This is a genomic window from Streptomyces sp. NPDC004667, from assembly GCF_040609475.1.
Taxonomy (GTDB): domain Bacteria; phylum Actinomycetota; class Actinomycetes; order Streptomycetales; family Streptomycetaceae; genus Streptomyces.
In genome coordinates this window covers 1-24,770 of sequence record NZ_JBEXKC010000067.1, presented here as the reverse complement: position 1 = coordinate 24,770, position 24,770 = coordinate 1, and the positions used below count along the sequence as shown (strand labels likewise).

24 protein-coding genes are annotated in these 24,770 nt (G+C 72.9%); 13 read left to right on the top strand and 11 right to left on the bottom strand.

The genetic code is table 11. The annotated features are described in order from the left end of the window. Positions 1-109: 109 nt before the first annotated feature. Positions 110-4,699: an ATP-dependent helicase gene (locus ABZW32_RS29370; protein ID WP_356221474.1), complete on the bottom strand. Its 4,590-nt coding sequence runs from the start codon at positions 4,697-4,699 to the stop codon at positions 110-112. Positions 4,700-4,778: 79 nt separating this feature from the next. Between ABZW32_RS29370 and ABZW32_RS29365 the strand changes: the two genes are divergently transcribed. From ABZW32_RS29365 to ABZW32_RS29355, 3 genes are all read left to right on the top strand, one after another. Next, positions 4,779-5,624, top strand: coding sequence for an AraC family transcriptional regulator (locus ABZW32_RS29365; RefSeq protein ID WP_356221471.1), 846 nt, complete (start codon positions 4,779-4,781; stop codon positions 5,622-5,624). A 370-nt stretch (positions 5,625-5,994) separates the two neighbouring features. Continuing rightward, positions 5,995-6,705, top strand: coding sequence for an AzlC family ABC transporter permease (locus tag ABZW32_RS29360; protein WP_356221506.1), 711 nt, complete (start codon positions 5,995-5,997; stop codon positions 6,703-6,705). After that, positions 6,702-7,010 carry an AzlD domain-containing protein gene (locus ABZW32_RS29355; RefSeq protein WP_356221468.1) on the top strand — a complete coding sequence of 103 codons (309 nt, stop codon included), beginning with the start codon at positions 6,702-6,704 and terminating at the stop codon, positions 7,008-7,010. The genes ABZW32_RS29360 and ABZW32_RS29355 overlap by 4 nt, the downstream gene beginning before the upstream one ends. On the opposite strand, the gene ABZW32_RS29350 is transcribed toward ABZW32_RS29355, so the two are convergent. Next, positions 6,979-7,935: a hypothetical protein gene (locus ABZW32_RS29350; protein WP_356221465.1), complete on the bottom strand. Its 957-nt coding sequence runs from the start codon at positions 7,933-7,935 to the stop codon at positions 6,979-6,981. The genes ABZW32_RS29355 and ABZW32_RS29350 overlap by 32 nt on opposite strands. Positions 7,936-8,015: 80 nt before the next feature. Here ABZW32_RS29350 and ABZW32_RS29345 point away from each other — a divergent pair, with 80 nt between their 5' ends. Then, a complete protein-coding gene (locus ABZW32_RS29345) occupies positions 8,016-8,210 on the top strand; it encodes a DUF3046 domain-containing protein (protein WP_280914029.1) in 195 nt (64 codons plus the stop codon). Between the two features lie 50 nt (positions 8,211-8,260). Beyond that, positions 8,261-9,496, top strand: a complete 1,236-nt coding sequence (locus ABZW32_RS29340; protein WP_356221462.1) for an AI-2E family transporter — start codon at positions 8,261-8,263, stop codon at positions 9,494-9,496. On the opposite strand, the gene ABZW32_RS29335 is transcribed toward ABZW32_RS29340, so the two are convergent. Then, complete coding sequence (locus tag ABZW32_RS29335) at positions 9,429-10,217, bottom strand: Clp protease N-terminal domain-containing protein (RefSeq protein WP_356221460.1); 789 nt, start codon at positions 10,215-10,217, stop codon at positions 9,429-9,431. The two genes, ABZW32_RS29340 and ABZW32_RS29335, sit on opposite strands and share 68 nt — an antisense overlap. Positions 10,218-10,325: 108 nt before the next feature. Here ABZW32_RS29335 and ABZW32_RS29330 point away from each other — a divergent pair, with 108 nt between their 5' ends. Further along, entirely contained in the window at positions 10,326-10,889 is a 564-nt protein-coding gene (locus ABZW32_RS29330; RefSeq protein ID WP_356221457.1) for an HPP family protein, read from the top strand. 70 nt (positions 10,890-10,959) lie between these two features. On the opposite strand, the gene ABZW32_RS29325 is transcribed toward ABZW32_RS29330, so the two are convergent. Beyond that, positions 10,960-11,385 carry a hypothetical protein gene (locus ABZW32_RS29325; RefSeq protein ID WP_356221454.1) on the bottom strand — a complete coding sequence of 142 codons (426 nt, stop codon included), beginning with the start codon at positions 11,383-11,385 and terminating at the stop codon, positions 10,960-10,962. A gap of 298 nt (positions 11,386-11,683) precedes the next feature. On the opposite strand from ABZW32_RS29325, the gene ABZW32_RS29320 reads away from it, so the two are divergent. The 4 genes from ABZW32_RS29320 to ABZW32_RS29305 all read left to right on the top strand — a co-directional run bounded on the left by ABZW32_RS29320 (position 11,684) and on the right by ABZW32_RS29305 (position 16,939). Further along, the gene (locus ABZW32_RS29320) at positions 11,684-12,538 is read left to right on the top strand and encodes a serine protease (protein ID WP_356221451.1); all 855 of its coding nucleotides are present in this window, start codon (positions 11,684-11,686) and stop codon (positions 12,536-12,538) included. Positions 12,539-12,704: 166 nt separating this feature from the next. Next, complete coding sequence (gene rox / locus ABZW32_RS29315) at positions 12,705-14,132, top strand: rifampin monooxygenase (protein WP_356221448.1); 1,428 nt, start codon at positions 12,705-12,707, stop codon at positions 14,130-14,132. 172 nt (positions 14,133-14,304) lie between these two features. Then, positions 14,305-15,510, top strand: coding sequence for a hypothetical protein (locus ABZW32_RS29310; protein WP_356221446.1), 1,206 nt, complete (start codon positions 14,305-14,307; stop codon positions 15,508-15,510). 238 nt (positions 15,511-15,748) lie between these two features. Continuing rightward, positions 15,749-16,939, top strand: a complete 1,191-nt coding sequence (locus tag ABZW32_RS29305; RefSeq protein ID WP_356221444.1) for a hypothetical protein — start codon at positions 15,749-15,751, stop codon at positions 16,937-16,939. Positions 16,940-16,967: 28 nt separating this feature from the next. On the opposite strand, the gene ABZW32_RS29300 is transcribed toward ABZW32_RS29305, so the two are convergent. Then, positions 16,968-17,222, bottom strand: a complete 255-nt coding sequence (locus ABZW32_RS29300; protein WP_356221442.1) for a hypothetical protein — start codon at positions 17,220-17,222, stop codon at positions 16,968-16,970. A 393-nt stretch (positions 17,223-17,615) separates the two neighbouring features. Here ABZW32_RS29300 and ABZW32_RS29295 point away from each other — a divergent pair, with 393 nt between their 5' ends. From ABZW32_RS29295 to recX, 3 genes are all read left to right on the top strand, one after another. Beyond that, on the top strand, positions 17,616-17,936 hold the full coding sequence (locus ABZW32_RS29295) for a lysine transporter LysE (RefSeq protein WP_356221440.1): 321 nt from the start codon (positions 17,616-17,618) through the stop codon (positions 17,934-17,936). Positions 17,937-18,285: 349 nt separating this feature from the next. Continuing rightward, positions 18,286-19,407 carry a recombinase RecA gene (gene recA, locus ABZW32_RS29290; protein WP_356221437.1) on the top strand — a complete coding sequence of 374 codons (1,122 nt, stop codon included), beginning with the start codon at positions 18,286-18,288 and terminating at the stop codon, positions 19,405-19,407. A 3-nt stretch (positions 19,408-19,410) separates the two neighbouring features. Further along, on the top strand, positions 19,411-19,983 hold the full coding sequence (recX, locus tag ABZW32_RS29285) for a recombination regulator RecX (RefSeq protein ID WP_356221435.1): 573 nt from the start codon (positions 19,411-19,413) through the stop codon (positions 19,981-19,983). 274 nt (positions 19,984-20,257) lie between these two features. Here recX and ABZW32_RS29280 read toward each other — a convergent pair whose 3' ends face one another. The 6 genes from ABZW32_RS29280 to ABZW32_RS29255 form a co-directional block, all read right to left on the bottom strand. After that, complete coding sequence (locus tag ABZW32_RS29280) at positions 20,258-20,647, bottom strand: rhodanese-like domain-containing protein (protein ID WP_356221432.1); 390 nt, start codon at positions 20,645-20,647, stop codon at positions 20,258-20,260. Beyond that, the gene (locus ABZW32_RS29275) at positions 20,644-21,189 is read right to left on the bottom strand and encodes a cysteine dioxygenase (protein WP_356221429.1); all 546 of its coding nucleotides are present in this window, start codon (positions 21,187-21,189) and stop codon (positions 20,644-20,646) included. Before ABZW32_RS29275 ends, ABZW32_RS29280 begins: the two co-directional genes overlap by 4 nt. An 81-nt stretch (positions 21,190-21,270) precedes the next feature. Further along, positions 21,271-21,357: a putative leader peptide gene (locus ABZW32_RS29270; RefSeq protein ID WP_311318651.1), complete on the bottom strand. Its 87-nt coding sequence runs from the start codon at positions 21,355-21,357 to the stop codon at positions 21,271-21,273. A gap of 32 nt (positions 21,358-21,389) precedes the next feature. Then, entirely contained in the window at positions 21,390-22,988 is a 1,599-nt protein-coding gene (locus tag ABZW32_RS29265) for an FAD-dependent monooxygenase (RefSeq protein ID WP_356221426.1), read from the bottom strand. A gap of 152 nt (positions 22,989-23,140) precedes the next feature. Further along, positions 23,141-24,019: an amino acid ABC transporter permease gene (locus tag ABZW32_RS29260; RefSeq protein ID WP_356221423.1), complete on the bottom strand. Its 879-nt coding sequence runs from the start codon at positions 24,017-24,019 to the stop codon at positions 23,141-23,143. Next, positions 24,016-24,690, bottom strand: a complete 675-nt coding sequence (locus ABZW32_RS29255) for an ABC transporter permease subunit (RefSeq protein ID WP_356221421.1) — start codon at positions 24,688-24,690, stop codon at positions 24,016-24,018. The genes ABZW32_RS29260 and ABZW32_RS29255 overlap by 4 nt, the downstream gene beginning before the upstream one ends. Positions 24,691-24,770 lie beyond the last annotated feature (80 nt).

The window sequence follows — 24,770 nt, the reverse complement described above, 5'->3', positions numbered from 1 at the left end:
CAGCTCAGGAGCGCCTGGCAGCGGTTTCGTGACATGGCCAAGACATACGTGGCCGAGCCGATACTGGAGCGAGTCCAAGCCGTTTCCCGCAAGGGGCGGCCGGGGCCACCTAGTTGCGCAGGCGCAGCCCCCGTGGGGTGGCGTGGAAGCCGGCCGATTCGAGGGACTTGCCGAGCAGGGAGGTCAGGGCCGGGGTGGCGTTGACGCGTTCCACCGTCAGGTCCGGGAGGGTGCCCGCGCGGGAGGACGCCACCAGGGCGGCCGTCGCCGCCGCGAGGCGCGGATCCTCCGGCTCCGGCCAGGCCAGCAGGGTCTTGCCGCCGCGCTCCAGGTAGAGGACGAGCTCGCCGTCGACCAGGACCACCAGGGAACCCGCCTTGCGGCCCGGCTTGTGCGTGGCGCCCGCCGGGGGCTCCGGCCAGCCCAGGGCCGCCCCGTACGCGTTCGCCGGATCGGCGGCGGCCAGCACCACCGCCGCCAGGGGCGGCGGGGTCCGCTCGGCAGCCCGCAGGCGGTCCACCGCGCCGTCCATCGCGAACTGGGCCGCGCCCAGTCCCTCCACCACGTACCCCCGCCGGGCCTGCCCGCTGTCCTCGAACGCGGACAGGATCCGGTACACCGCGCTGAACCCGCCCTCGACCCCCTCCGCCGCCACCGCCCCGCGGGTGACCACGCCGTGCCGGTCCAGCAGGGTCCGGGCCAGCGCGTGCGCCCGGTGCGTCGGGTCGGGCGCGGGTGCGGGGAGCAGGGACCAGCGGCCGGAGACCGTGGGCGGGCCCGTACGGGAGACCGTGGCGCTCAGGGTCCCGTACCGGCCGCGCGGCACCGTCCGGCGGGCCCGGTGCGCGGTGGCCCCCGCCGTACGGCCCGAGCCGAGCAGGGAGCGCAGCGGGGCCAGGGTGTCGTTCGTCACCCGGCCCGACCAGGCCAGGTCCCACAGGGCCGAGGACAGCTCCAGGTCGGAGGCGTCCGGGAGCCCGGCGCGGACCTCTTGCACCAGCTGCCGGAAGAACAGGGCCCGCCCCGAGGACAGGGCCTCCAGCACCCCCTGGTGCAGCGGCGACGGTTCCAGCGGGTGCGCCGGGGGCAGCAGCAGGGGCGCCGCGTCCGCCAGGTAGAGGGAGATCCAGCCGTCCTTGCCCGGCAGGGCGCCGGCTCCCGCCCACACCACCTCGCCCGTGGTGGTCAGCTCGTCCAGCAGCGCGGGGGAGTATCCGGCGACCCGAGAGGGCAGGATCAGCCGCTCCAGGGCCGAGGCCGGGACCGGCGCGCCCTGGAGCTGCTCGATGGCGCGGGCCAGGCCGTCGATGCCGCGCAGCCCGCCGCCCAGGTGCTGCCATTGGGGCAGGAAGGTGGCCAGCGAGGCCGGCGGAACCGGCTCCAGTTCCTGCCGGAGCGCGGCCAGCGAGCGGCGCCGCAGCCTGCGCAGCACCGTGGCGTCGCACCACTCCTGGCCGATGCCCGCCGGATGGAACTCGCCCTGCACGAGCCGGCCCGGCGCCGCCAGCCGGTGCAGGGCGCCCTCCGTCACCGCCGTGCCCAGGCCGAAGCGGGCGGCGGCGGTGGCGGTGGTGAACGGGCCGTGGGTGCGCGCGTACCGGGCCAGCAGATCGCCGAGGGGGTCCTTGACCGGCTCGGTGAACGCCTCCGGGACCCCCACCGGCAGGGCCGTGCCCAGCGCGTCCCGCAGCCGGCCGGCGTCCTCGATCGCCGCCCAGTGGTCCGCGCCGCCGATCCGGACCCGGATCGCCCGGCGGGCCGCCGCCAGCCCGGGGGCCCAGCCGGGCTCGGCGCCCCGCTCCGCCAGTTCGGCGTCGGTCAGCGGGCCCAGCAGGCGCAACAGGTCGGCCACCGACTCGGCGTCCTTGGCCCGGCGGTCTCCGGTCAGCCACTGCAGCTCCCGCTCCAGCTCCTCCAGCACCTCGGCGTCGAGCAGTTCGCGCAGCTCGGCCTGGCCCAGGAGCTCGGCCAGGAGGCGGGAGTCCAGCGAGAGCGCCGCCGCGCGCCGCTCGGCGAGCGGCGAGTCCCCCTCGTAGAGGAACTGGGCGACGTACCCGAACAGGAGAGAGCGGGCGAAGGGGGAGGGCTCGGGGGTGGTCACCTCGACCATGCGCACGCGCCGCGCCTCGATGTCCCCCATCAGCTCCGTCAGCCCCGGCACGTCGAAGACGTCCTGGAGGCATTCCCGTACGGCTTCCAGCACGATCGGGAACGAGCCGAACTCCGAGGCCACCTGGAGCAGTTGCGAGGCCCGTTGGCGCTGTTGCCACAACGGGGTGCGCTTGCCCGGGCTGCGGCGCGGCAGCAGCAGCGCGCGGGCCGCGCACTCGCGGAACCGGGAGGCGAACAGGGCCGACCCGCCGACCTGGTCGGTGACGATCCCGCTGACCTCGCCCCGCTCGAAGGCGACGTCGGCCGCGCCGAGCGGCGCCCGGTCGTCGTCGAACGCGAAGTCCGCCGGGTGTGCGGGGTCGTGGTCGAGGAGGTCCATGGAGAGCAGGTCGGCGTCCGGCAAGCGCAGGACGATCCCGTCGTCGGCGTGCATGACCTGGGCGTCCATGCCGTACTTCTCGGCGAGGCGGGCGCCGAGCGCCAGTGCCCAGGGGGCGTGCACCTGGGCGCCGAAGGGGGAGTGGACCACCACCCTCCAGTCGCCCAGTTCGTCGCGGAACCGCTCGACCACGATGGTCCGGTCGTCCGGTACGTGACCGCAGGCCTCGCGCTGCTCGGCGAGGTAGGCCAGGACGTTCTGCGCCGCGCGGGCGTCCAGGCCGGCCGCCAGCAGCCGCAGCCGGGCGTCCTCCTCGGTGAGCCCGCCCAGCTCGCGCAGGAACGCACCGACCGCACGGCCCAGTTCGAGGGGGCGGCCCAGCTGGTCGCCCTTCCAGAACGGCAGCCGGCCCGGCACCCCGGGGGCCGGGGTGACCAGGACCCGGTCGCGGGTGATGTCCTCGATCCGCCAGGAGGTGGTGCCCAGGGTGAACACGTCGCCCACGCGGGACTCGTAGACCATCTCCTCGTCCAGCTCGCCGACCCGGCCGCCGCCCTTCTTCGGGTCCGAGCCCGCGAGGAAGACGCCGAAGAGGCCGCGGTCCGGGATGGTCCCCCCGGAGGTGACCGCGAGCCGCTGCGCGCCGGGCCGCCCGGTGACCGTCCCCGCCACCCGGTCCCAGACCACCCTGGGTCTCAGTTCCGCGAAGGCGTCGGAGGGGTAGCGGCCCGCCAGCATGTCCAGCACCGCCGTGAACGCCGATTCCGGCAGCGCCGCGAAGGGCGCCGCCCGCCGTACCAGGGCGAGGAGGTCGTCCAGCTGCCAGGTGTCCAGCGCCGTCATGGCGACCAGCTGCTGGGCGAGGACGTCCAGCGGATTGGAGGGGATGCGCAGGGACTCGATCGCCCCGGTGCGCATCCGCTCGGTGACCACGGCCGCCTGGACCAGGTCCCCGCGGTACTTGGGGAAGACCACCCCCGTGGAGACGGCGCCCACCTGGTGTCCGGCGCGGCCCACGCGCTGGAGCCCGGAGGCCACCGAGGGCGGCGACTCCACCTGCACCACCAGGTCCACCGCGCCCATGTCGATGCCCAGTTCCAGGCTGGACGTGGCGACCACGGCGGGCAGCCGGCCCGCCTTCAGGTCCTCCTCGACCAGGGCCCGCTGCTCCTTGGACACCGATCCGTGGTGCGCGCGGGCCAGCAGGGGAGGCGCCCCGTGGGCGGCCCCGGACTGCGCCATGATCTCGGCGGGCGGCGCCCCCTGGGGCAGGGGCTCGCCCACGGCCCGCTCGTAGGCGATCTCGTTGAGCCGGTTGCAGAGCCGCTCCGCGAGACGGCGGGAGTTGGCGAACACGATCGTCGAACGGTGGGCCTGCACCAGGTCCGCGATCCGCTCCTCCACATGCGGCCAGATCGACGGCTTGTCGCCGCCCTCGCGGCCCTCGGTGGCCGGGGAGCCCCCCAACTCGCCCATGTCCTCGACGGGGACGACCACCGACAGGTCGAACTCCTTGTCCGAGGGCGGCTGCACGATCTCGACCCGGCCGCGCGGGGCCAGGTACCGGGCGACCTCCTCCACCGGCCGGACCGTCGCCGACAGCCCGATCCGGCGGGCCGGGCGCGGCAGCAGCTCGTCCAGCCGCTCCAACGACAGGGCCAGGTGCGCCCCGCGCTTGGTCCCCGCGACGGCGTGCACCTCGTCCAGGATCACCGTCTCGACCCCCGCCAGCGCCTCCCTGGCCGCCGAGGTCAGCATCAGGAACAGCGACTCCGGGGTGGTGATCAGGATGTCCGGCGGTCTGACGGCCAGCGCGCGGCGCTCGGCGGGCGGGGTGTCCCCGGAGCGGATGCCCACCCGGATGTCCGGCTCGGGCAGGCCCAGGCGCGCCGACTCCTGCCGGATCCCGGTCAGGGGGCTGCGCAGGTTGCGCTCCACGTCCACGGCGAGGGCCTTGAGCGGGGACACGTACAGCACGCGGCAGCGCTTCTTCGGTTCGGCGGGCGGCGGGTCCGCGGCGAGCCGGTCGAGGGCGGCGAGGAAGGCGGCGAGGGTCTTGCCGGAACCGGTCGGTGCCACGACGAGCACGTCCGAGCCCTCCCCGATCGCCCGCCAGGCGCCCTCCTGCGCGGCGGTGGGCGTACGGAAGGCCCCCGTGAACCAGGAGCGGGTCGCGGGGGAGAACGAGTCGAGCGCAGCGCCTGCCATGCCCCCATCGTGCACCCCGCCACTGACAACGCACCGGACCTGCGCGGACACCCCCGGCGGCGGCGCGCAGAATGGGGTCATGGGGACGGACGCAACGCACGACGGGCACCGGGAGTGGGCCCGCCACTGGCAGTACCCGCAGTTGCCGGGGCTGGACCTGCTGCGCGCCCACTACGTCCGCCACACCTTTCCGCGCCACGCGCACGACGGCTACGTCATCGCGGCCGTCACCGGCGGCGTCGAGGAGATCGGCCTGCCCTCCGGCACGGTCCGGGCCGGGCCGGGCAGCGTGGTGCTGATCAACCCGGAGGTGGCGCACACCGCGCGCGCCGGGGCGCCCGAGGGCTGGGCGTACGCAACCCTCTACCCCTCCCGGGACCTGATCGCCGAGGTCGCCGCCGAGATCGGCAGCCTGCGCGGCACCCCCGGCTTCACCGCCGACCTGGTCCCCGACCCGGAGGCGTCGCGGGCCATCACCGACGTGCACCGGGCCGCCGAGGCGGGCAACGCGCTCGCCGCCGACACCCTGCTGAGGGGCGTGGTGGCGCGGATGCTCACCCGGCACGCGGGCCCGCTGCCCGCCCGCCCGCCGCGGCGCGCGGGCGCGGCCGACGCGGAACGGGCCCGCAGCGTGCTGGAGCAGCGGATGGCCGAGCCGCCCTCGCTGGAGCGCCTCGCGGAGGAACTGGGCACCAGCCCCTTCGCCCTGCTGCGTGCCTTCCGGGACCGGTACGGGATGCCGCCCCACACCTGGCTCACCGACGCCCGGGTCCGCCGGGCGCGGCTGCTGCTCGACGCGGGCACCGCGCCCGCCGAGGCCGCCGTCACCGTCGGCTTCACGGACCAGCCGCACCTGAACCGGCACTTCACCCGGATCGTCGGGGTGCCCCCGGGCGCGTACCGGCGGGAGCGGGCCGCGGGCTAGGCCGTCTCTTCCGGATCTTGCCTGACCCGCGCCGCCCGGCACCGCACCTCGCCGCCCTGGCGGAGCGCCCAAGTACGTCCAGTACAAGGGCGCCCCGCCAACGCGCCGATGCACGGCACCGGACGACGCGGGCTTAACCGGCAAGATCCGAAAGAGACGGCCTAGCCGCGGGCTGGTGCCGTGGCCGCGGGAGTCCGGGCGGCGCCATCGCCCGTGCCCTCGCCCGTGCCCTCACCCGTGCCCTCGCCCGTGCCCTCGCCCGCGCCCGGCCGGGGCCCCGGCCTGCGGCGACGGGGCGCCGGGCGGGTGCAAGAACGTACAAGACCGCCGGCCGCCCCCCGCGTACGTTCGGGGCGTGGGAGAGAACCAGATGGTGATACGAGAGGCCCCCGTCCACGACGGGGGAGCGCCCCCCGGGCGGCCGCGGGCCGCCGTCGTCCGCGACGCCCTCGGGGTGGGAGTGGCCGTCGGCCTGTCGGGGTTCGCCTTCGGCGTGACCGCCGCCGGGGCCGGGATCAGCGTGCTGCAGGCCTGTGTGCTGAGCCTGCTCGTCTTCACCGGAGCCTCGCAGTTCGCCCTGGTCGGCGCGCTCGCCGCGGGCGGGAACCCCTTCACCGCGGCCGCCGGGGCCTTCTTCCTGGGCACCCGCAACGCCTTCTACGGGCTGCGGCTGTCCCAGCTGCTCGCGCTGCCCCGGGCCGTGCGCCCCTTCGCCGCGCACTGGGTGATCGACGAGACCACCGCCGTGTCGCTGGCGCAGCCCGACCGCAAGTCCGCCCGGCTCGGCTTCACCGTCACCGGGCTCAGCCTCTACCTGCTGTGGAACCTCACCACCCTGCTGGGCGCGCTCGGCGCCGAGGCCATCGGGGACACCTCCGCCTGGGGGCTGGACGCGGCCGGGCCCGCCGTGTTCCTCGCGCTGCTCGCGCCGATGCTGAAGACCACCACCGAGCGGGCCGTCGCGGGCCTGGCCCTGGTCCTCGGACTGGGCTTCCTGCCCGTCCTGCCCTCCGGGGTGCCCGTGCTGATCGCCGCGCTGGCCGCGCCCGCCGTGCTGTGGATGAAGGGACGCCGCTCGTGAACGTCTGGATCGCCATCGGACTGACCGTCGTCGGCTGCTACGCCGTCAAGCTCGCCGGACTCCTCGTGCCCGCCGGGGCCCTGGAGCGGCCCCTGGTGCGCAGGCTGTCCGGCCTGCTGCCGGTCGCGCTGCTCGCCGCGCTCACCGCCCAGCAGACCTTCAGCACCGGCCACGCGCTGGTGCTCGACGCCCGCGCCGCCGGGCTGGCCGCCGCCGCGCTCGCCCTGCTGCTGCGCGCCCCGTTCCTGGTGGTCGTCGGGGCGGCGGTGGTGGTCACCGCGGGCGTCCGGGCGCTGGGGGGCTGACCGTGCCGATCGGGCGCCCGTACGCCCTGAGCGTCAGCAGGGCCTCCAGGGTGGCGATCGGCCGCCGCTCCAGCGAGCTGCCCGGTGCCCAGGCGCGGCGGCGCACCGGCCAGCCTCCGTCCGGCTGCTGCTCCGCCGCGAGGAAGTCCAGGGAGCGGCGCATCTCCTCGTCGGTGAACCAGCTCCGGGCCAGCGACTCCGGGCGCCGCGCGTAGTCGTACGGGAAGAGCAGCTCGCCCGGCGCGTAGCCGGGGGCGGGCGCGTACTCCTCGCGCCGCGCCGGGTCGAGCACCACGAGGTGCCGCTCGCGCACCAGCCGCCCCAGCCGGTCCGCGGCCGCCGCAGCGCGGGACCGGTCGGGGGCGCCGTCGAGGAAGGCCACCGCGCTCTGGACCTCGTAGGGGTGCGAGTGGCGCAGCGTCTCGATCCGCTCCCAGCAGAAGTCCGTGGCCCGGAACAGCCAGGCGTGCCAGATCCGGTTGCGGTGCAGCACCCCGACGACGGGCCCCGTGGTCAGCAGCTCGCCCGGCGGGTCGTCGCGCACCGGGTGGTAGGGAGCCACGGGATGGTCGTGCGGGGCCGGGCGGACCAGGGGGAGCGCGCCCTCGGGGGTGCAGAGCCCGGTCAGGTGGCGGCAGAGCCGCTCGATGCGCTGGCCGGCGCAGCGGCCGAGGCCGTCGAGGACCCGCAGGGCGTGCGCGGTGTGCAGGGGCTGGCTCAGTGGGCCGCGCAGATCCGGGTCGAGCGCGTGTCCGTAGCCGCCGTCGTCGCCCAGGTAGGCGCCGAGGGCGGCGTCCACCGCGTCGGCGTCCCCGCCGAGGAAGTGGAAGGCGAACCGCCGCTGCTCCAGCACCCGGGCCGTGAGCCAGATGAACTGTTCCGCGCGGGCCAGCGGGGCCGGCGGGGGAGATTCGTCTCCAGGCATGCGTGACACCGTAGGGCGCCGGGCGGAGGCGCAGGGGGCCAACGGGACGGGTGCACTCTCCCGGGCGGGATACTGGGGGCATGCGGTTGACGATTTTCTGGGAGCGGATGGCGGAGCACTTCGGTGCGGCCTACGCGGAGTCCTTCGCCCGGGACCACGTGATGGCGGAACTCGGTGGACGCACCGTGCACCAGGCCCTGGACGCGGGCTGGGAGACCAAGGACGTGTGGCGCGCGGTGTGCACCGCGATGGACGTGCCGGCCTCGCTGCGCTGACGCGAACACCGTTTCGCGATTCGGGAAGCGGGTGGGACAGACTGGGCGGCGTGGCAGTCAGTGATGAGACGACGACGACCGACCCGATCCCGGAGGCCCGGGAGGCCGAGGACACCGGCGACGCACCGGACACCGGGGGCGTCCCGGAGGTCCGGGAGGCGTCCGGCGGTACCGCCGCCGGCCGGGGGGACGCGCGGATGCCGCGCTGGCTGCCGCGCGCGGTGGTCCTCGTACTGGCCCTGGTCGCCTGCTTCCAGCTCGGCAGCTGGGCCTTCCACCAGCTGATCGGGCTGCTGGTCAACATCCTGATCGCGTTCTTCCTGGCGCTCGCGATCGAACCCGCCGTGGCCAGGATGGCGGCGCGCGGCATGCGCCGCGGGCTCGCAACCTTCCTGGTGTTCCTCGGGGTGTTCGTCGCGACGGCGGGCTTCCTCGCGCTGCTCGGCTCGATGCTCGCCGGACAGATCGTCGACATGGTGGAGGGCTTCCCGCGCTACCTCGACTCGGTGATCAACTCGATCAACGCCACCTTCCACACCGAGCTGTCCCGCCTGGAGATCCAGGACAGCCTGCTGCACTCCGACTGGCTCCAGAAGTACGTGCAGAACAGCGCGACCGGTGTGCTCGACGTGTCCACCACCGTGCTCGGCGGGCTCTTCAGGCTGCTGACGGTCGGCCTGTTCTCCTTCTACTTCGCCGCCGACGGGCCCCGGCTGCGCCGCGCGCTGTGCTCCGTGCTGCCGCCCGCGAAGCAGGCCGAGGTGCTGCGGGCCTGGGAGATCGCCGTCGCCAAGACGGGCGGCTACCTGTACTCCCGCGGCCTGATGGCGCTGATCTCCGGTATCGCGCACTACGTCGTCTTCGAGTTCCTCGACCTGCCGTACGCGCCCGCCCTGGCGGTGTGGGTGGGGCTGGTCTCCCAGTTCATCCCCACCATCGGCACCTACCTGGCGGGCGCGCTGCCGATGCTGATCGCCTTCACGGTCAACCCGTGGTACGCGCTGTACGTGCTCGGGTTCGTGGTGGTCTACCAGCAGTTCGAGAACTACATGCTCCAGCCGAAGCTGACCGCGCGGACGGTGGACATCCATCCTGCGGTGGCCTTCGGGTCGGTGATCGCGGGCACCGCCCTGCTGGGCGCGGTCGGGGCGCTGATCGCGATCCCGGCCGTCGCGACGCTGCAGTCCTTCCTCGGCGCGTACGTCAAGCGCTACGAGGTCACGGACGCGGCTCCGGCGACGGCGGCTGCGCGGACCCGTCGAGTACGGAGGCCAGGAGTGCGGTGATGCGGGCCTCGCTCTCGGCCTTGTCGAGGCCGAGGCCGCTCAGCACGCCGTCGCCGTCCTCCAGTTCGAGGAGGGCGAGCAGGATGTGCTCGGTGCCGACGTAGCCGTGGCCCAGGCGCAGGGCCTCGCGGAAGGTGAGCTCCAGGGCCTTCTTGGCGCCCGCGTCGAAGGGCACGAGGTCGGGGACGGGGGCGCCGGAGGGTTCCGGCAGGGCTGCCGTGGCGGCGGCGCGGAGGTCGGCGGCGGCGAGCTGCCGGGCGGTGAGGGCGGTGATCCACAGGCCCTCGGGCTCGGCGAGCAGGCCCAGGAGCAGGTGCTCGGGGCGGATCTCGGTGTGGCCGGCCGCGCGGGCCTCGTTCTGGGCGCTGACGACGACGTTGCGGGCGCGGGGGGTGAAGCGTCCGAAGCCCTGGTTCGGGTCGAGGCCGGGGTCGCCCTCCTTGTCGGCCTTGGGGACGAAGCGCTTCTGCGCCGCCTGGCGGGTGACGCCCATGCTGCGGCCGATGTCGGTCCAGGAGGCGCCGGAGCGGCGGGCCTGGTCGACGAAGTGGCCGATGAGGTGGTCCGCCACGTCACCGAGGGCCTCGGCGGCGACCACGGCGCCGCTGAGCTGCTCCAGGGTGTCGGAGTGGACCTTCTTGATGGCCTCGATGAGGTCGTCGAGGCGGACCGGATTGGTCATGCGGACGGGTTCCACGGGTTCCACGGAAGGGTTCGTCATGAGTGCAACCCTAGGTTGACACTCCGCGGGGTGTCAACCGTCGGTTGTCAGTCGTTGCGGGGTCGCCGTATAGGGCCGGAATGCGGGGGCGCGGTACACCTGGCGCTCATGAGCGTGGACACGACTACCGAACAGACCCCCGGCCGGCCGCCCGCCCTGCGCCCGCCCGCCCTGCGCACGCTCGCCGGGCGGGCGCCCGCGCCGGTCGCGCCCGCCCGGGCCACCGCCCTGGTCAGCGGTGGGGTGGCGGCCGCGGCGCTGCTGGCGCTCGTCGGCATCGGCGCGCTGCTGCGCGAGCCCGTGCTGATCCCGCCGATCGCGGCGAGCGCGGCCATCGTCTACGGGGTGCCCGCGCTGCCCCTGGCGCAGCCGCGCAGCGTCGTCGCGGGGCACCTCCTGTGCGCGGCGGTCGGCTACCTGGCGCTGGCGCTGCTCGGCGGCGCGCCGTGGGTGGCGGCGCTCGGGGCGGGGGTGGCGGTGGGGGTCATGACGCTGGCCCGGACCCCGCACTCGCCGGCGGCGGCGACCACCGTGGTGGTGGTGCTGCAGGCGCCGGACCCGGTGTGGTTCCTGCCGCTGCTGACCGGTGCGGCGGTCGTGCTGGTGCTGGCGGGGATGGCGGCGTCGCGGGCGCGGCCGGCGGCCGTCCGGTATCCCGTGTACTGGTGGTGAGGCAGGGGGTGCGCCGGGGGCGGAGGGGGCTGGGGACGTGGTCCCCTCCGCCCGCCGGCTCGGGTCACCGTCAGGCGGCGGGCTGGGGCTGCCCGTTCAGCAGGGAGACGACCTGGTCCATCTCGTCCCGCCAGATGCGGTGCACGTTCATCCGGGTCGGCTTCACGTGGCCGGGGAGCATGATGCGGAACGAGCTCCAGAGGGCGTTGCGGTTGACGTCGGTGACGGTGCCGACGGCCTGGGCGGGCGGTATCGCGAAGACGATTTCCTTCGGGCGGTTGCTCATCCGGCTCGCCTTGTGGAGGACCACCGCCTGCTCGGTCACCGTGACGAAGTAGTAGGTGAGGAACGCCTGGCCGATGAGGCCGAGCATGCTCATCAGCCACACGCTGGGGCCCGCGATGGCCTGCATGGTGACGATGGGCCGGTCGGTGGGGTTCGCCTCGGCGAGCGCGGCTGCCACCTGCTGCTGGATCGTGGCCTTCTTGATGGCCATGGATGGGTCCTCCTGAGCGGAATCTCGGTGCCCCCGTCATCGGGGGCACCGCAGAGTACCGGCCATGGACACGCCATATTTGGCCAGGTCGTGGGGGTGGCCCTTGCGTCCCGTTATGGGCTCCGGTGCCCGGCCCGTGGGCCGTTGGGAGGGTTGGGGGCGGAAGTGCCCGTAGCCCGGCCGGTCGGCCTTTCCTCAACTGGCAAGGCCCTCTTGTGAGTTGACTCAGGTCAACTGAGAATGCGCATGACAACCGAAGGATCTTCGGTCGCATTCGTCACCAGAGGGGAACCCCCACATGAACAAGCCTCTCACCGGCCTCCTGCTCTCCCTGCTCCTCACCGGAGCGGCGGCTGCGCCGGCCGTGGCCTCCGCCCCCCAGGACACGGACCGGGCAACGGCCAAGAACCCGCAGGCCGTGGCCGTCACGTACGCGGGCACCGTCGCGCTCAGCAACTGCTCCGGCTCGGTCGTCCGCACCCCCGCCTCGCAGCCGAACGACCCCGCGCTCGTCCTCTCCAACGGGCACTGCCTGGAGACCGGCTTCCCGGCCGCCGGCGAGGTCCTGGTCAACCGCGCCTCCAGCCGCTCGTTCTCGCTGCTCAACGCTTCCGGCTCCAAGGTCGCGACGCTGCGCGCCAGCAAGATCGCGTACGGGACGATGACGGACACGGACGTCTCGCTGTACCAGCTGACCAAGACGTACGCGCAGATCCAGAGCCAGTACGGCATCGGCGCGCTCACCCTCAACGACACCCGCCCGGCGCAGGGTTCGTCGATCAAGGTGGTCTCCGGATACTGGAAGCGGACCTACAGCTGCAGCGTCGACGGGTTCGCGTACCGCCTCAAGGAGGGCGCCTGGACCTGGAAGGACTCGGTCCGCTACACCTCGTCCTGCAACACCATCGGCGGCACCTCGGGTTCCCCGGTGATCGACACGACGACCGGCAAGGTCGTCGCCGTCAACAACACGGGCAACGAGGACGGACAGCGCTGCACGGACAACAACCCGTGCGAGGTGGACGAGAACGGCAACGTGACGGTCCGTCAGGGCATCAACTACGCGCAGGAGACGTACCTCCTCGTCCCCTGCATCGGCCCCGGCAACCAGATCGACCTGAACCGCCCCGGCTGCGTCCTGCCGAAGCCGTAGCGAGGGCAGCGGTCGTACCCGGCTGCCCCCCCCGCGCCACCCCGGCCCCGCCGACACCACCGTCGGCGGGGCCGGCCCGTTCCGGGGGGACGTGCGGCAAGGCCCCGGGCCGTGCCGCAGAATCGATCACCGAAGTCATGAGCCGCACGAACGCAGGGGGAACGCAATGATCGACGTGATCGTCGCCGGGGGTGGACCGACCGGGTTGATGCTGGCCGCCGAACTGCGGCTGGCCGGGGTGCGGACGGTCGTGCTGGAGAAGCTGACGGAGCCGTCCGGCCTGTCCCGGGCGCGCGGGCTGCACGTGCGCAGCGTCGAGGTGATGGACCAGCGCGGCCTGCTGGAGCGGTTCCTGGCGCACGGCGAGCGGTTCCAGGCCGGCGGCTTCTTCTCGGCCATCATCAAGCCGTGGCCCGACGGGGTGGACACCGCGCACCCGTACGGTCTCGCCATCGAGCAGACGGTCACCGAGCGGCTGCTCACCGAGCGGGCCGTCGAACTCGGTGCCGAGATCCGGCGCGGCGCCGAACTGGCCGGGCTGGCGCAGGACGAGGACGGGGTGGACGTCGAGCTGGCCGACGGCACGCGGCTGCGCTCGCGCTTCCTCGTCGGCTGCGACGGCGGCCGCAGCACGGTGCGCAGGCTGCTCGGCGTCGCCTTCCCCGGTGAGCCGACCAGGGTCGAGACGCTGCTCGGCGACGTCGAGTTGACCGCGGAACCGGCGGAGCTGGCCGCCGTGATCGGGGAGATCCGCAAGACCCACGTCCGGTTCGGCGCGGTTCCCCTGGGCGGCGGGGCGTACCGCGTCATCGTGCCCGCCGGGGGGCCGGTGGAGGACCGTACGGCCGCCCCGACCTTCGAGGAGTTCACGGCGCGGCTGCGGGAGTTCGCGGGCACCGACTTCGGCGCGCACTCGCCGCGCTGGATCTCACGGGTCGGCGACGCCACCCGGCAGGCCGAGCGCTACCGGGTCGGCCGGGTGCTGCTGGCCGGGGACGCGGCGCACATCCACCCGCCGACCGCCGGGCAGGGCCTCAACCTCGGTGTCCAGGACGCGTTCAACCTCGGCTGGAAGCTGGCCGCGGAGGTCAACGGATGGGCGCCCGAGGGGCTGCTCGACAGCTACCACGACGAACGGCACGCGGAGGGCGCCCGGGTGCTGGACAGCACCCTCGCGCAGGGGGTGCTGCTCGGGGCGGATCCGGCCGCGCGGGCGCTGCGGGAGTTCGTCTCGCAGTTGATGGACTTCGAGGTGGTGAACCGGTACGTGACCGAGCAGATCACCGCGGTCGGGGTCCGCTACGACCTGGGCGAGGGACACGACCTGCTCGGCCGGCGCATGCGGGACGTGGAACTGAAGCAGGGGCGACTCTACGAGCTGATGCGCGGCGGTCGCGGGCTGCTGCTCGACCGGACCGGCCTGCTGTCGGTGGCGGGCTGGACGGACCGGGTCGACCACGTGGTCGACGCCGGCGGGGAACCGGGCGCGCCCGCCGTGCTGCTGCGGCCGGACGGGCACGTGGTGTGGGCCGGTACGGACCAGGAGGACCTGCTCGGCCCGCTGTCGCGGTGGTTCGGAGCCGCTGCCGGCTGACCCGAACGGGCCGACGGCGGGAATATCCAATTGGCACATGCCAGACGCACTAAACCATTCCCGTGCACGCTCCATCAGATGTGGTGAACTCCGCAGCTCAGAGGAGTGATGCGCTCAAAACGCCCCCCATGATGACGTCGTCTCGCCCACCCCTTCCCCAAGGAGTACGACCATGTCCGCGACGTCCGAGCCCAATGTCGGTGCGTTCACCCTCGACGGTCCGCTGACCGCCGGGCCCTCCGGGGCGATCGAGGTGCCGGAGCACGAGGAGTGGAGCCTGCCGAACGGCTTCGCGTGGGTCTTCCTCGGCGACGGCAACCGTCACCTCACCCGGCCCGTGATCATGGCCGACGGTTTCAGCCTCGGCCGCAGCGAGCTCGACGTCCTCTACCAGGGGCTGGAAGGCGGAGCCTTCCCGTTCGTCAGCGAGCTGCGCCGGCGCGGCAGGGACGTGATCCTGCTCGGCTTCGACGAGCGCAGCGCATCGATCCTGGACAACGCGCAGGCGGCCATCGCCGCCATCCTGCAGGCGGGCGCCGAGCAGGTCGGCGACGCCCGCCTGGTCGTCGGCGGCTTCAGCATGGGCGGCATCGTCACCCGCTACGCGCTCGCCAAGATGGAGCGGCAGCGGATGGACCACCGGACGGCGCTGTACTTCTCCTACGACAGCCCGCACCGCGGCGCCTCCATCCCGGTCGGCGTGCAGGCGTTCTCGTACTTCATCCCGTTCCCGAACGACTTCGCGAAGCAGATGGACAGCCCGGCCGCGCGTCAGATGCTGTGGCAGCACTACGACAGGGACACCGGCAAGATCGGCGTCGCCCCGGAGCGCGCCGAGTTCCTGGCGGCCCTGGACCGGGTCGGCGGCTGGCCGCAGATCCCGATGAAGATCGGCGTGGCCAACGGCCGCGCCGACGGGGTCGGCCTGCCGGACGTGAAGCCCGGCGAGGTCGCTCTGCGGATCGACAAGATCTACCCGGGCACCACCTTCTACACCCAGGCCCAGGGCAACGACGTGACGGCCGCCTACCTCAACCGCAGGTTCCCCAAGGCCGAGAAGACCATCACGACCAGCGGCTTCCCGGAAATGGACGGCGCGCCGGGCGGAACGCTGCACACGTACCGGATCCTTGCCGAGACGATGGAGAAGCTCGGCGGCAAGGCCGATCTGCGGCACGAGGACGTGTGCTTCGTCCCCTCGGTCAGCGCGGTGGCGATCCGCGACGTCGACGAGCAGGACGACCTGTACGTGAGCATCGACTCCCTGAGCCCGGAGGAGAGCGAGCTGGACGACTTCCTCTGCTCGTCCACGACCACCGTGCACACGGCCATCACCGAGGAACTGGCCACCTGGATCACGGACCGGCTCCCCGACTGATCCCCACCGCGCCCACCGGGGCCGCCGTCCGCCCCCACCCGGCGGACGGCGGCCCCGCTGCCGTCCGCCCCCCGGTCGGGTCGCGGAGGCGTGCGCCGACGTCCGGACCGTCTTGTGACTGAGTGTTCTAGTTGGCCAGTTGAGCGTGCGGGTGGGCGGGGTAGCGCGGACCGGGTCTAAACGGCGGATTTCCGGTGATCCCGGCGACGGCACAGCGGGCGTGCGATGAAGTGGCCTCGTGGAGTCCCGGGATGGTGGTGCCGTACATGAAGCGCGGCCGGTGTGGTCGCATACCTGCGCAGTCGACGAGCTGTTCTTGCCGTACTCCGTTCCCGAAGAGGCTGTCGGTCGGATCAGCGGAAATCCGGACTGGCTGCGTACGTGGACGACGGTATGGAAGGCGGGCAAGGCCAAGGTCATCGTGCCCGTACGCGACCTGGCTACCGCGCCGACGGCGGCACCCGTGCCGGTGCGCCGGTTCTCGTGGCGAGCGGGCCAGAGGCACCGACCTGGGCTGGAGTTCCTGGTCTCTGCCGGGCGGCAGCACGGCTTCGAGAGCCTGGCGGAGCGCCGCCTGCTGCTGGCCTTGGACTTCGCCGGGAGCGTTGTCGAGGTGCTGTCGCAGCCGTTTCGCCTGAGGTTTGCCCCGCTGGACGGCGAGGATTCGCACACCCCTGACTTCCTCGCGCCGACACCGGGGGCGGCCTGGCTGCTGGACGTACGTCCAGCAGAGCGGATCAAGGAGGAGGACCAGGTGCGGTTCGCTGCGGCGGCACGAGCAGCGGCCGCGGTCGGCTGGCGGTACGCGGTGGTGACGGGCTCCGTATTGACACCTTGCAGGAGCGGCCCCGACACGAGCCGCTGCCCAGCTCGACTTAGAAGTCGTCGTTACCAAGATCAGCGGCCAGGCTGGGAAAACGGATCGACGGCCCTGCGCTCCACCAGCGAGGATGCGGGGCTATTGCTCACGCTGCCCGGAGGTCCAGTGGGATCCAGAGACGCCGACATCGACTTCACTTTCACGTGCCCGACCACTGTGCGCGCGATTCTGGACGCCCTGACCAGGGCGGGGTGGTCCGCGGCGGTACCACCTGGGGGCGTCTCGTACATGATCAACGATGCGGACGGCATGTACGAGTGGTACGACGGCACGCTCGACGGCCTCGGTGAGGCGCTGGCGCTGCTGGACCAGCCGGGGAACATGCCCTACACGGTGGCCCTCAACGTCTACCACTCGGAGGCGAGAACAGGCGGCATGCTCATGTTCATGCCCGGTCGTACAGATGTCTCCTTCGTGCCCACCATGGAACGTCGGCGCATCCCGGTGGCGCCGGAGTTCACCGACCTCGCCTGGTACTTGCACGCCCTCGTCCCCGCCCTCGTCACCGCAGGGCTCGAAGGGTACGAGGCCAAAGAGATCCATTACTGACAACGGCCGACGAGCGCTCCGTTGTCACTCAGTGAGGGGTAGCGTCCGGGCGTCCGGCTCGCACGTAGTCCAGGTAGTCGCCACCGGCTACACCTTGATTGCACCAGCGGGCGGGGTGTGCGCCGAGTTCTTGCTCGGCCAGGTACAGGGCCCCAGCACCTTCGGCGACGACACCGATCTCGTGACCGAAGTTCTGCTCGCCGTCCTCGCGTTCGACCTCGGGGAGCCCGTGCAGGTCGTAGAAGTCCTCGCGGCCGATGTCCTCGACCTCATGGAGAATCACGACGAAGCCCTCAGCTACCGGGCGGATCTCGACCCAGCGGACTTCCGGCCTCTCCGCTGTCCCTGCTCCTCCAAGGAACTGCTCGACCGATCGCCCCCGACTGAGGGCTCCGAGAGCGAAAGACTCGACCAGATAGCGCATCCTGGCAGGCTAAGTGCTCTTGACCTGCGCGAACAGGTCCATGCGCGCCCTGCATGATCATTCGACCCGTTGTGCGGCAGGGTGCGGGTGCCAGGCTGATCCGCTACCTGTGATGCACGCCACCTACCGCGTCGTTACGACCTGGCCCCCGCTGCCCCCGCAACTGTTCCGGCCCCACACGGGTCTCCATACCGGGGCCCCGGGCGGGCCACGCGCGTGAGGATGGGGGACGGTGTGGGAGTCCGACGGGCAGTGAAGGGTGTCAGCGAGTTCCTGATGGAGGCGGTTGGAGAAGCCGTCGCCGAGGTGATCCTCACCCTGCTCGCCTGCGCCCTGCTCGCTTGCCTGGCTCTGATCGCCTACCTGAGCTGGTCCTTCAGTCCGCGCTTGACTGTGACGGGCGCCGGACTGCTCAGCCTCTTCCTCGCGCATGGCGCCTGGAGGACCTTCCGCGACCCCGCCAAGGGTCGCAGCCGTCGGGGCCTCGCCGCCGTGACCACGGCCGGCTTCACCCTGACCGCTGCGACAGGCGTGTTCCTGTTGTTCTATGGCACAGGATGCGGCTGCCTGTGACAGCAGTTCCCTGCTGCGTCGCGGTTGGCCATGCCGCCTGACCTGCGGAGATGCCTGTTTCGGCGCACTGGGGGACAGGGGGCGAAGCCGAGTCCTCCATGGTGCGGGCATAGCTGTGCGGCCCCCTGACCTGCACGAGTGCCAGTGCACAGAATGGCCAACCATCACGCTCGCTGGCCAACTACGACGCTCAGTCATACGTCCCGGGAGGGGCTGGCGTGGTGCGCTTGACAGGAAAATCGAACATCCATTCTGATGGGTTATCCACAGCCGGAACGGGTGTGGGAGCGCATTGTCAGTGGCAGGCGTTAGCGTCAATGGCGTGAAGCGATCGACTCAAGCAAACCGGGTGGAACCCATGGCAGGCACCGACCGCGAGAAGGCTCTCGACGCCGCGCTCGCACAGATTGAACGGCAATTCGGCAAGGGTGCGGTCATGCGCCTCGGCGACAAGCCGAACGACCCCATCGAGGTCATCCCCACCGGGTCGACCGCTCTGGACATCGCCCTCGGCGTCGGCGGGCTGCCCCGCGGCCGTGTGATCGAGGTGTACGGGCCGGAGTCCTCCGGTAAGACCACCCTCACCCTGCACGCCGTGGCCAACGCGCAGAAGGCCGGCGGCACCGTCGCCTTCGTGGACGCCGAGCACGCGCTCGACCCCGAGTACGCCAAGGCCCTCGGCGTGGACACCGACAACCTCATCCTGTCCCAGCCGGACACCGGCGAGCAGGCGCTGGAGATCGTCGACATGCTGGTGCGCTCCGGCGCACTCGACCTGATCGTCATCGACTCCGTCGCGGCGCTCGTGCCGCGCGCGGAGATCGAGGGTGAGATGGGTGACTCGCACGTCGGTCTCCAGGCCCGCCTGATGAGCCAGGCGCTCCGCAAGATCACGGGTGCGCTGAACCAGTCCAAGACCACCGCGATCTTCATCAACCAGCTCCGCGAGAAGATCGGTGTGATGTTCGGCTCGCCCGAGACCACCACCGGTGGCCGCGCGCTGAAGTTCTACGCCTCGGTGCGCATCGACATCCGCCGCATCGAGACCCTCAAGGACGGCACCGAGGCGGTCGGCAACCGCACCCGCGTCAAGGTCGTCAAGAACAAGGTCGCGCCGCCCTTCAAGCAGGCCGAGTTCGACATCCTCTACGGCCAGGGCATCAGCCGCGAGGGCGGCCTGATCGACATGGGCGTGGAGCACGGCTTCATCCGCAAGGCCGGCGCCTGGTACACGTACGAGGGCGACCAGCTGGGCCAGGGCAAGGAGAACGCCCGCAACTTCCTGAAGGACAACCCCGACCTCGCCAACGAGATCGAGCGGAAGATCAAGGAAAAGCTGGGCGTGGGTGTCCGCAAGGACGCCGCCGCCGGTGACGAGCCGGCCGCCGCGTCGGCCGACTCCGCGGCCGCCGTGCCCGCCCCGGCGTCGAAGGCCAAGACGACGGCCAAGGCCGCCGTCGCCAAGAGCTGACCCGTGCGGGAGCAGGAGAGGGGCGGCGCGAGCGGCGGGCGTGAGGGCCGCCAGGAGCTGCCGCCCCAGAGCCCCGAGGAGCAGGCGCGGGCGATCTGCCTGCGCCTGCTTACCGGGATGCCGCGGACCCGGCGCCAGCTCGCGGACGCCCTGGAGAAGCGGGGCATCCCCGAGGAGGTGTCGCAGGAGGTCCTCTCCCGGTACGAGGAGGTGGGCCTGATCGACGACGCCGCCTTCGCGGGGGCCTGGGTCGAGTCCCGGCACCGCGGCCGGGGCCTCGCCCGCCGGGCGCTCGCGGAGGAGCTGCGGACCAAGGGGGTGCACACCACCCTCGTGCAGGAGGCGCTGGAACAGCTGGACTCCGAGCAGGAGGAACACACGGCCCGGGAGCTCGTGGAGCGCAAGCTCCGCTCCACCCGGGGCCTGGAGCGGGACAAGCGGATCCGGCGCCTCGCCGGGATGCTCGCCCGCAAGGGGTACCCGGAGGGCATGGCCCTGCGGGTGGTCCGGCGCGCCCTGGAGGCGGAGGGCGAGGACGCCGACGACCTCGGGTACCCGGGAGGCCTCGGGCTCTGAGGCCCGGGTCCTGAGTCGCGGGTTCTGAGTCGCGGGTTCTGAGGCCCAGGTTCTGAGGCTCAGGTTCTGAGGCTCAGGTTCTGAGGCCCGGGTCCGAGACCCGCGCGTCCGGGACCCGCGCGTCCGGGACCCCGGGGCCGAGACCCCAGGTCCCAGACTCCGATTTGAGACCCGCGTGTCCGGAGCCCCGGGTCCGAGACCCGCGCGTCCGGAACCGCAGGTCCGAGAGCCCAGGCCCGGGAGCCCGGGTCCGGAACCGGTGGGGCGCCCGGCGTCAGGCGGGAACGACGGGGAGGCCGGCCGCCTTCCAGGCCTGGAAGCCGCCCGTCAGGTCCGTCGCCCGGTGCAGCCCCAGCGCGTGCAGGGAGGCCGCGGCCAGCGTGGAGGCGTACCCCTCGTTGCAGATCACCACGACCCGGAGGCCGTGACCGGTGGCCTGCGGGAGGCGGTGGGAGCCCTGCGGGTCCAGCCGCCACTCCAGTTCGTTGCGCTCGACGACCATCGCGCCGGGGATCAGCCCGTCCCGCTCGCGCAGCGCCTGGTAGCGGATGTCCACCAGCAGGGCCCCGTCGAGGAACGCCTCGTGGGCGGCCCGCGGTGCGACGCGGGTGTAGCCCGCGCGGACCCGCTCCAGCAGCTCGTCGATGCCGACCGGGGCGCTCACTGCCAGTCCGCCGGGCGCTCGACCTGTTCCAGGGTGAGGACGGGGCCGCTGCGGCCGTAGCGGCGGATCAACGGCAGCGGCGGGTAGTAGGCGTGGACGGAGATCGCGTGCCCGTCCGGGGACTCGTTGAGGACCTCGTGGACGTGGTGCTCCCCGAAGCCGCGTCCCGCGCCGGCGGCCAGGGTGCGGCTGCGGTCCACGCCGGGAGCCAGCTCCAGGCTCTGCCAGCCCTCGGAGGGGAGCCGTACCGCCAGGGAGCGCTCGGTGAGCCTTCCCCGCGCGGTCGCGAAGGCGCCCCGCGATTCGGCGTGGTCGTGCCAGCCGGTACCGGTGCCGGGAGGCCAGCCGATCAGCCAGGCCTCGCTGCCGCCCGGACCGTCGAGCCGGATCCAGGTGCGGCCCTGCGGATCCAGTGGTAGGGAGTCCACGACCGCCGGGTCGGCGGCGGTGCGCAGGGCGAAGGCGAGGAGTTCAGCCGCCGTCGGCGCGGCGGTGCGGGCGGGGGCGGTGGCAGGGGCGTGCGTGGGCGCGGGGGCAGACATGCGATGACCGTCCTGGGAGTTCGCGAAAGGTGCGCGCGGGCCCGGAAGGACAGGGCACGGGGCGCGCGGAGGGAAGGCGAATCAGCAGGAAGGGCGACACACGCAGCCCGCGTAGCGGAGCAGGTCCATGTGAACCCTCCGCCACAGGCGTACGTCGTTGCCGGTCATGTCGGTGAGTGAACCACGCGTGCCCGGGAGCGTCAATCGATCACGGCTGTGGGCGTGGTGGAGGGAGCGATGGCGGGAGCCGCCGCGGGGGCGCCGTCCGGGGCGCCGAGCCGGACCGCGTCCGCCGCCTCGTACAGCTCCGCCGGACGGACCCCGGCGAAGGTGGCCGCCAGGTGCCCGTCGGGCCGGACGAGGAGCACGGTATGGGCCGGAGCCCCCGGGTAGGAGTCCGCGACCAGCAGCTCGGTGCGGACCGGGAGGGCGCTCACGGCCGCCGCGAGCCGGGGCATCAGCCCGGCCCCCACCCAGTGCCGCCGGTCCCACACCCCGGTGCCCGGGGCGACGAGCAGGACCAGCAGCCGGCCCCGCCCCAGCAGGTCGCGCAGCGGCACGGTGGCCCCGTCGGGTGCCGTGACGGGTACGTTCGCCACCGGACCGCCCGGCTCCGTCGCCGTGGGGACCTCCCGTACGGCCACCGGCGGGGCGTACACCGGCTCCGCGCCGAGCGGGCCCCGGCCCAGGTGCCCGTCGGTGAGCAGGGCCTCGGCGGAACGCGCGGATCCGGGAAGCAGGGTGCGCAGGCCGTTGCCGCCCCGCAGGGCGGGCATGGCCTGGTCGGCGGCGCGCAGCCGGGCGGCGACCGCGGTGCGCCGCTCGGCCTCGTAGCTGTCGAGCAGGGCCTCGGAGGCGCCCTGGTGCCAGGCCAGGGCCAGCTTCCAGGCGAGGTTCTCCGCGTCGCGCAGCCCCTCCTCGACGCCCTGGGTGCCGAGCGCGCCCAGCAGGTGCGCCGCGTCCCCGGCGAGGAAGGCGCGGCCGTCGCGCCAGCGCCGGGCGAGCCGGTGGTGCAGGGTGTGCACCCCGGTGTCGATCAGGTCGTACGGGGGAGTGGTGCCCCCGCACCACCCCGCGAGGGTGTCCCGGATCAGGGTGACGAGGGCGTCCGGGGTGACCAGCTCGCCGCGCGCGGCCAGCAGCCAGTCCAGCCGCCAGACCCCGTCGGGCAGCGGCCGGGCGGTGACCTCCTCGGGCCCGGACGGCGGGTTGCGGTGCAGCAAGGCCTCGCCGGGCCAGGGCAGTTCGGCGCGCAGCGCGGCGACGGCGTGGCGTTCCACGGCGGTCCGGCCCGGGAAGCGGATGCCGAGCAGCTTGCGCACGGTGGAGCGGGCCCCGTCGCAGCCGACGAGGTGGCTGCCGCGCCACCAGGTGGCTTCGGCGCCCCGGGTGTGCGCGGTGACCCCGCGGCCGTCCTGCTCCAGGGAGTCCACCCTGCAGTCGGTGACCAGCCGGACGAGGGGGTGCGCGGCTGCGGCGTCGCGCAGGCCGCGCGTGAGGGCGTGCTGCGGGAGGTGAAGGGGCGCGGGCCGGTCCTCGAAGGTGATCCGGCGCATCTCCTGACGGCGCCTCATGGTGCGCCAGGCCGCGAAGTGCGCCCCCTCGTCGCGCAGGGTGGCACAGCCCAGCCGGTGCACCATCGCGGCGGTGTCGCCGTGCAGGACGACGGAACGGGCGGGCCGGGGCTCGTCCTTGCCGGGCCCCTCGTCGAGGAGGACGGAGGGCACGCCGTGGCCGGCCAGGGCGAGGGCCAGGGACAGTCCGACCGGGCCCGCGCCGACGACGATCACCGGGTCCATGGCAGGGCTCCCGATGTCCGGTATGTGATCACAGAACGTATGCAACCCACTGGAGGTGCCTGCGTCAAGTGACACCCGTCCGGACGTAGCGGTGTGGTGCGGCGGAATACTCCGCCGCACCACACAGGTTACGTCGTGTCGCTGACCCGGCGTCAGACCGCCCGGCCCGTGGCCATGTCGCTGACCTCGCCGGCGCCGACCACGGCACCGGTGCTCTTGGTGGACTTGCGCAGCCGCCCCTCCAGCCAGGAGGCGAAGCTGGTGAGTGCGAAGTTCACGCCGATGTAGATCAGGGCGATGACCACGAGGGTGGCGATGGTGTTGCTGTAGTTCGCCGAGACCTGTCGGTTCGCCGCCAGCAGTTCGGTGAGGCCGAGCAGCGAGCCGCCGAGCGCGGTGTCCTTGAGGATCACCACGAGCTGGCTGACCAGGGCGGGCAGCATCGCGGTGACCGCCTGCGGGAGCAGGACGTAGACCATGGTCTGGCCCTTGCGCATGCCGATCGCCTTGGCGGCGTCGGTCTGGCCGCGGGGCAGGGAGAGCACGCCGGCCCGGAGGATCTCGGCGATGACCGACGCGTTGTACAGCACCAGGCCGGCCACGACCGCGTACAGCGGCCGGGAGTCGGAGGGCACTTCGGTGAACTGCACGAAGAAGGCGGAGCCGAAGAGCATCAGCATCAGCACCGGGATGGCGCGGAAGAACTCGACGACCGTGCCGACCGGGACGCGCACCCACGCGTGGTCCGAGAGCCGGCCTATGCCCAGCAGGGCGCCCAGGGGCAGGGCTATGACCATGGAGATGGCCGCGGCCTTCAGGGTCACCAGCAGGCCGGGGATCAGGTAGGTGGTCCAGATCCGGCTGTCGGTGACGAAGGGCGTCCACTTGTCGGCGTCGAGCTGGTGCTTGTCGGCCATGGCCGACAGGACCCACCAGGCGAGGAGGCCGAGCAGGACCAGGAACACCCCGGTGTAGATCCGGTTGCGGGCTTTCGCCTTGGGGCCCGGGACGTCGTACAGCACGGAGCTCATCGCTTCACCGCCACTCGCTTGGCCACCCAGCCCAGCAGCAGCCCGGTGGGCAGGGTCAGCAGACAGAAGCCGAGGGCGAAGATCCCGAAGACGGCGAAGAGCGCGTCCGCCTCGTTCTCGACCATTTCCTTCATCAGCAGGGCCGCTTCGGCCACGCCGATGGCCGCCGCCACCGTGGTGTTCTTGGTGAGCGCGATCAGTACGTTGGCGAGCGGGGCGACGACCGCCCGCCAGGCCTGGGGGAGCACGATCAGGGTGAGCACCTGCGTGAAGCCCAGCCCCAGCGCGCGGGCGGCCTCGGCCTGGCCGACGGGCACCGTGTTGATGCCCGAGCGCAGCGCCTCGCAGACGAAGGTGCCGGTGTAGGCGATCAGCCCGAGGACCGCGAGCCGGAAGCCGGTCTCCTTGAAGGTGCCGCCGCCCAGGGTGACGCCCATGGTCTGGTTCAACCCCAGCGAGCAGCCGATGATCAGCAGGGTCAGCGGCGTGTTGCGGATCAGGTTGACGTACGCGGTGCCGAAGCCCCGCAGCAGCGGGACCGGACTGACCCGCATCCCGGCCAGGACGGTGCCCCAGACCAGGGAGCCCACCGCCGAGTAGAGGGTGAGCTGAACCGTCACCCAGAAGGCTCCGAGCAGGTCGTACTGCCCGGAATCAAGAAAGTCGAACACGTTGCCCTGCGCTCTCCCCAGAGTGGCCGGTGGGGCGCGCCGCCGCCCGCCGGCGCGGGGGGGGGGGGGGCGAGGGGGGC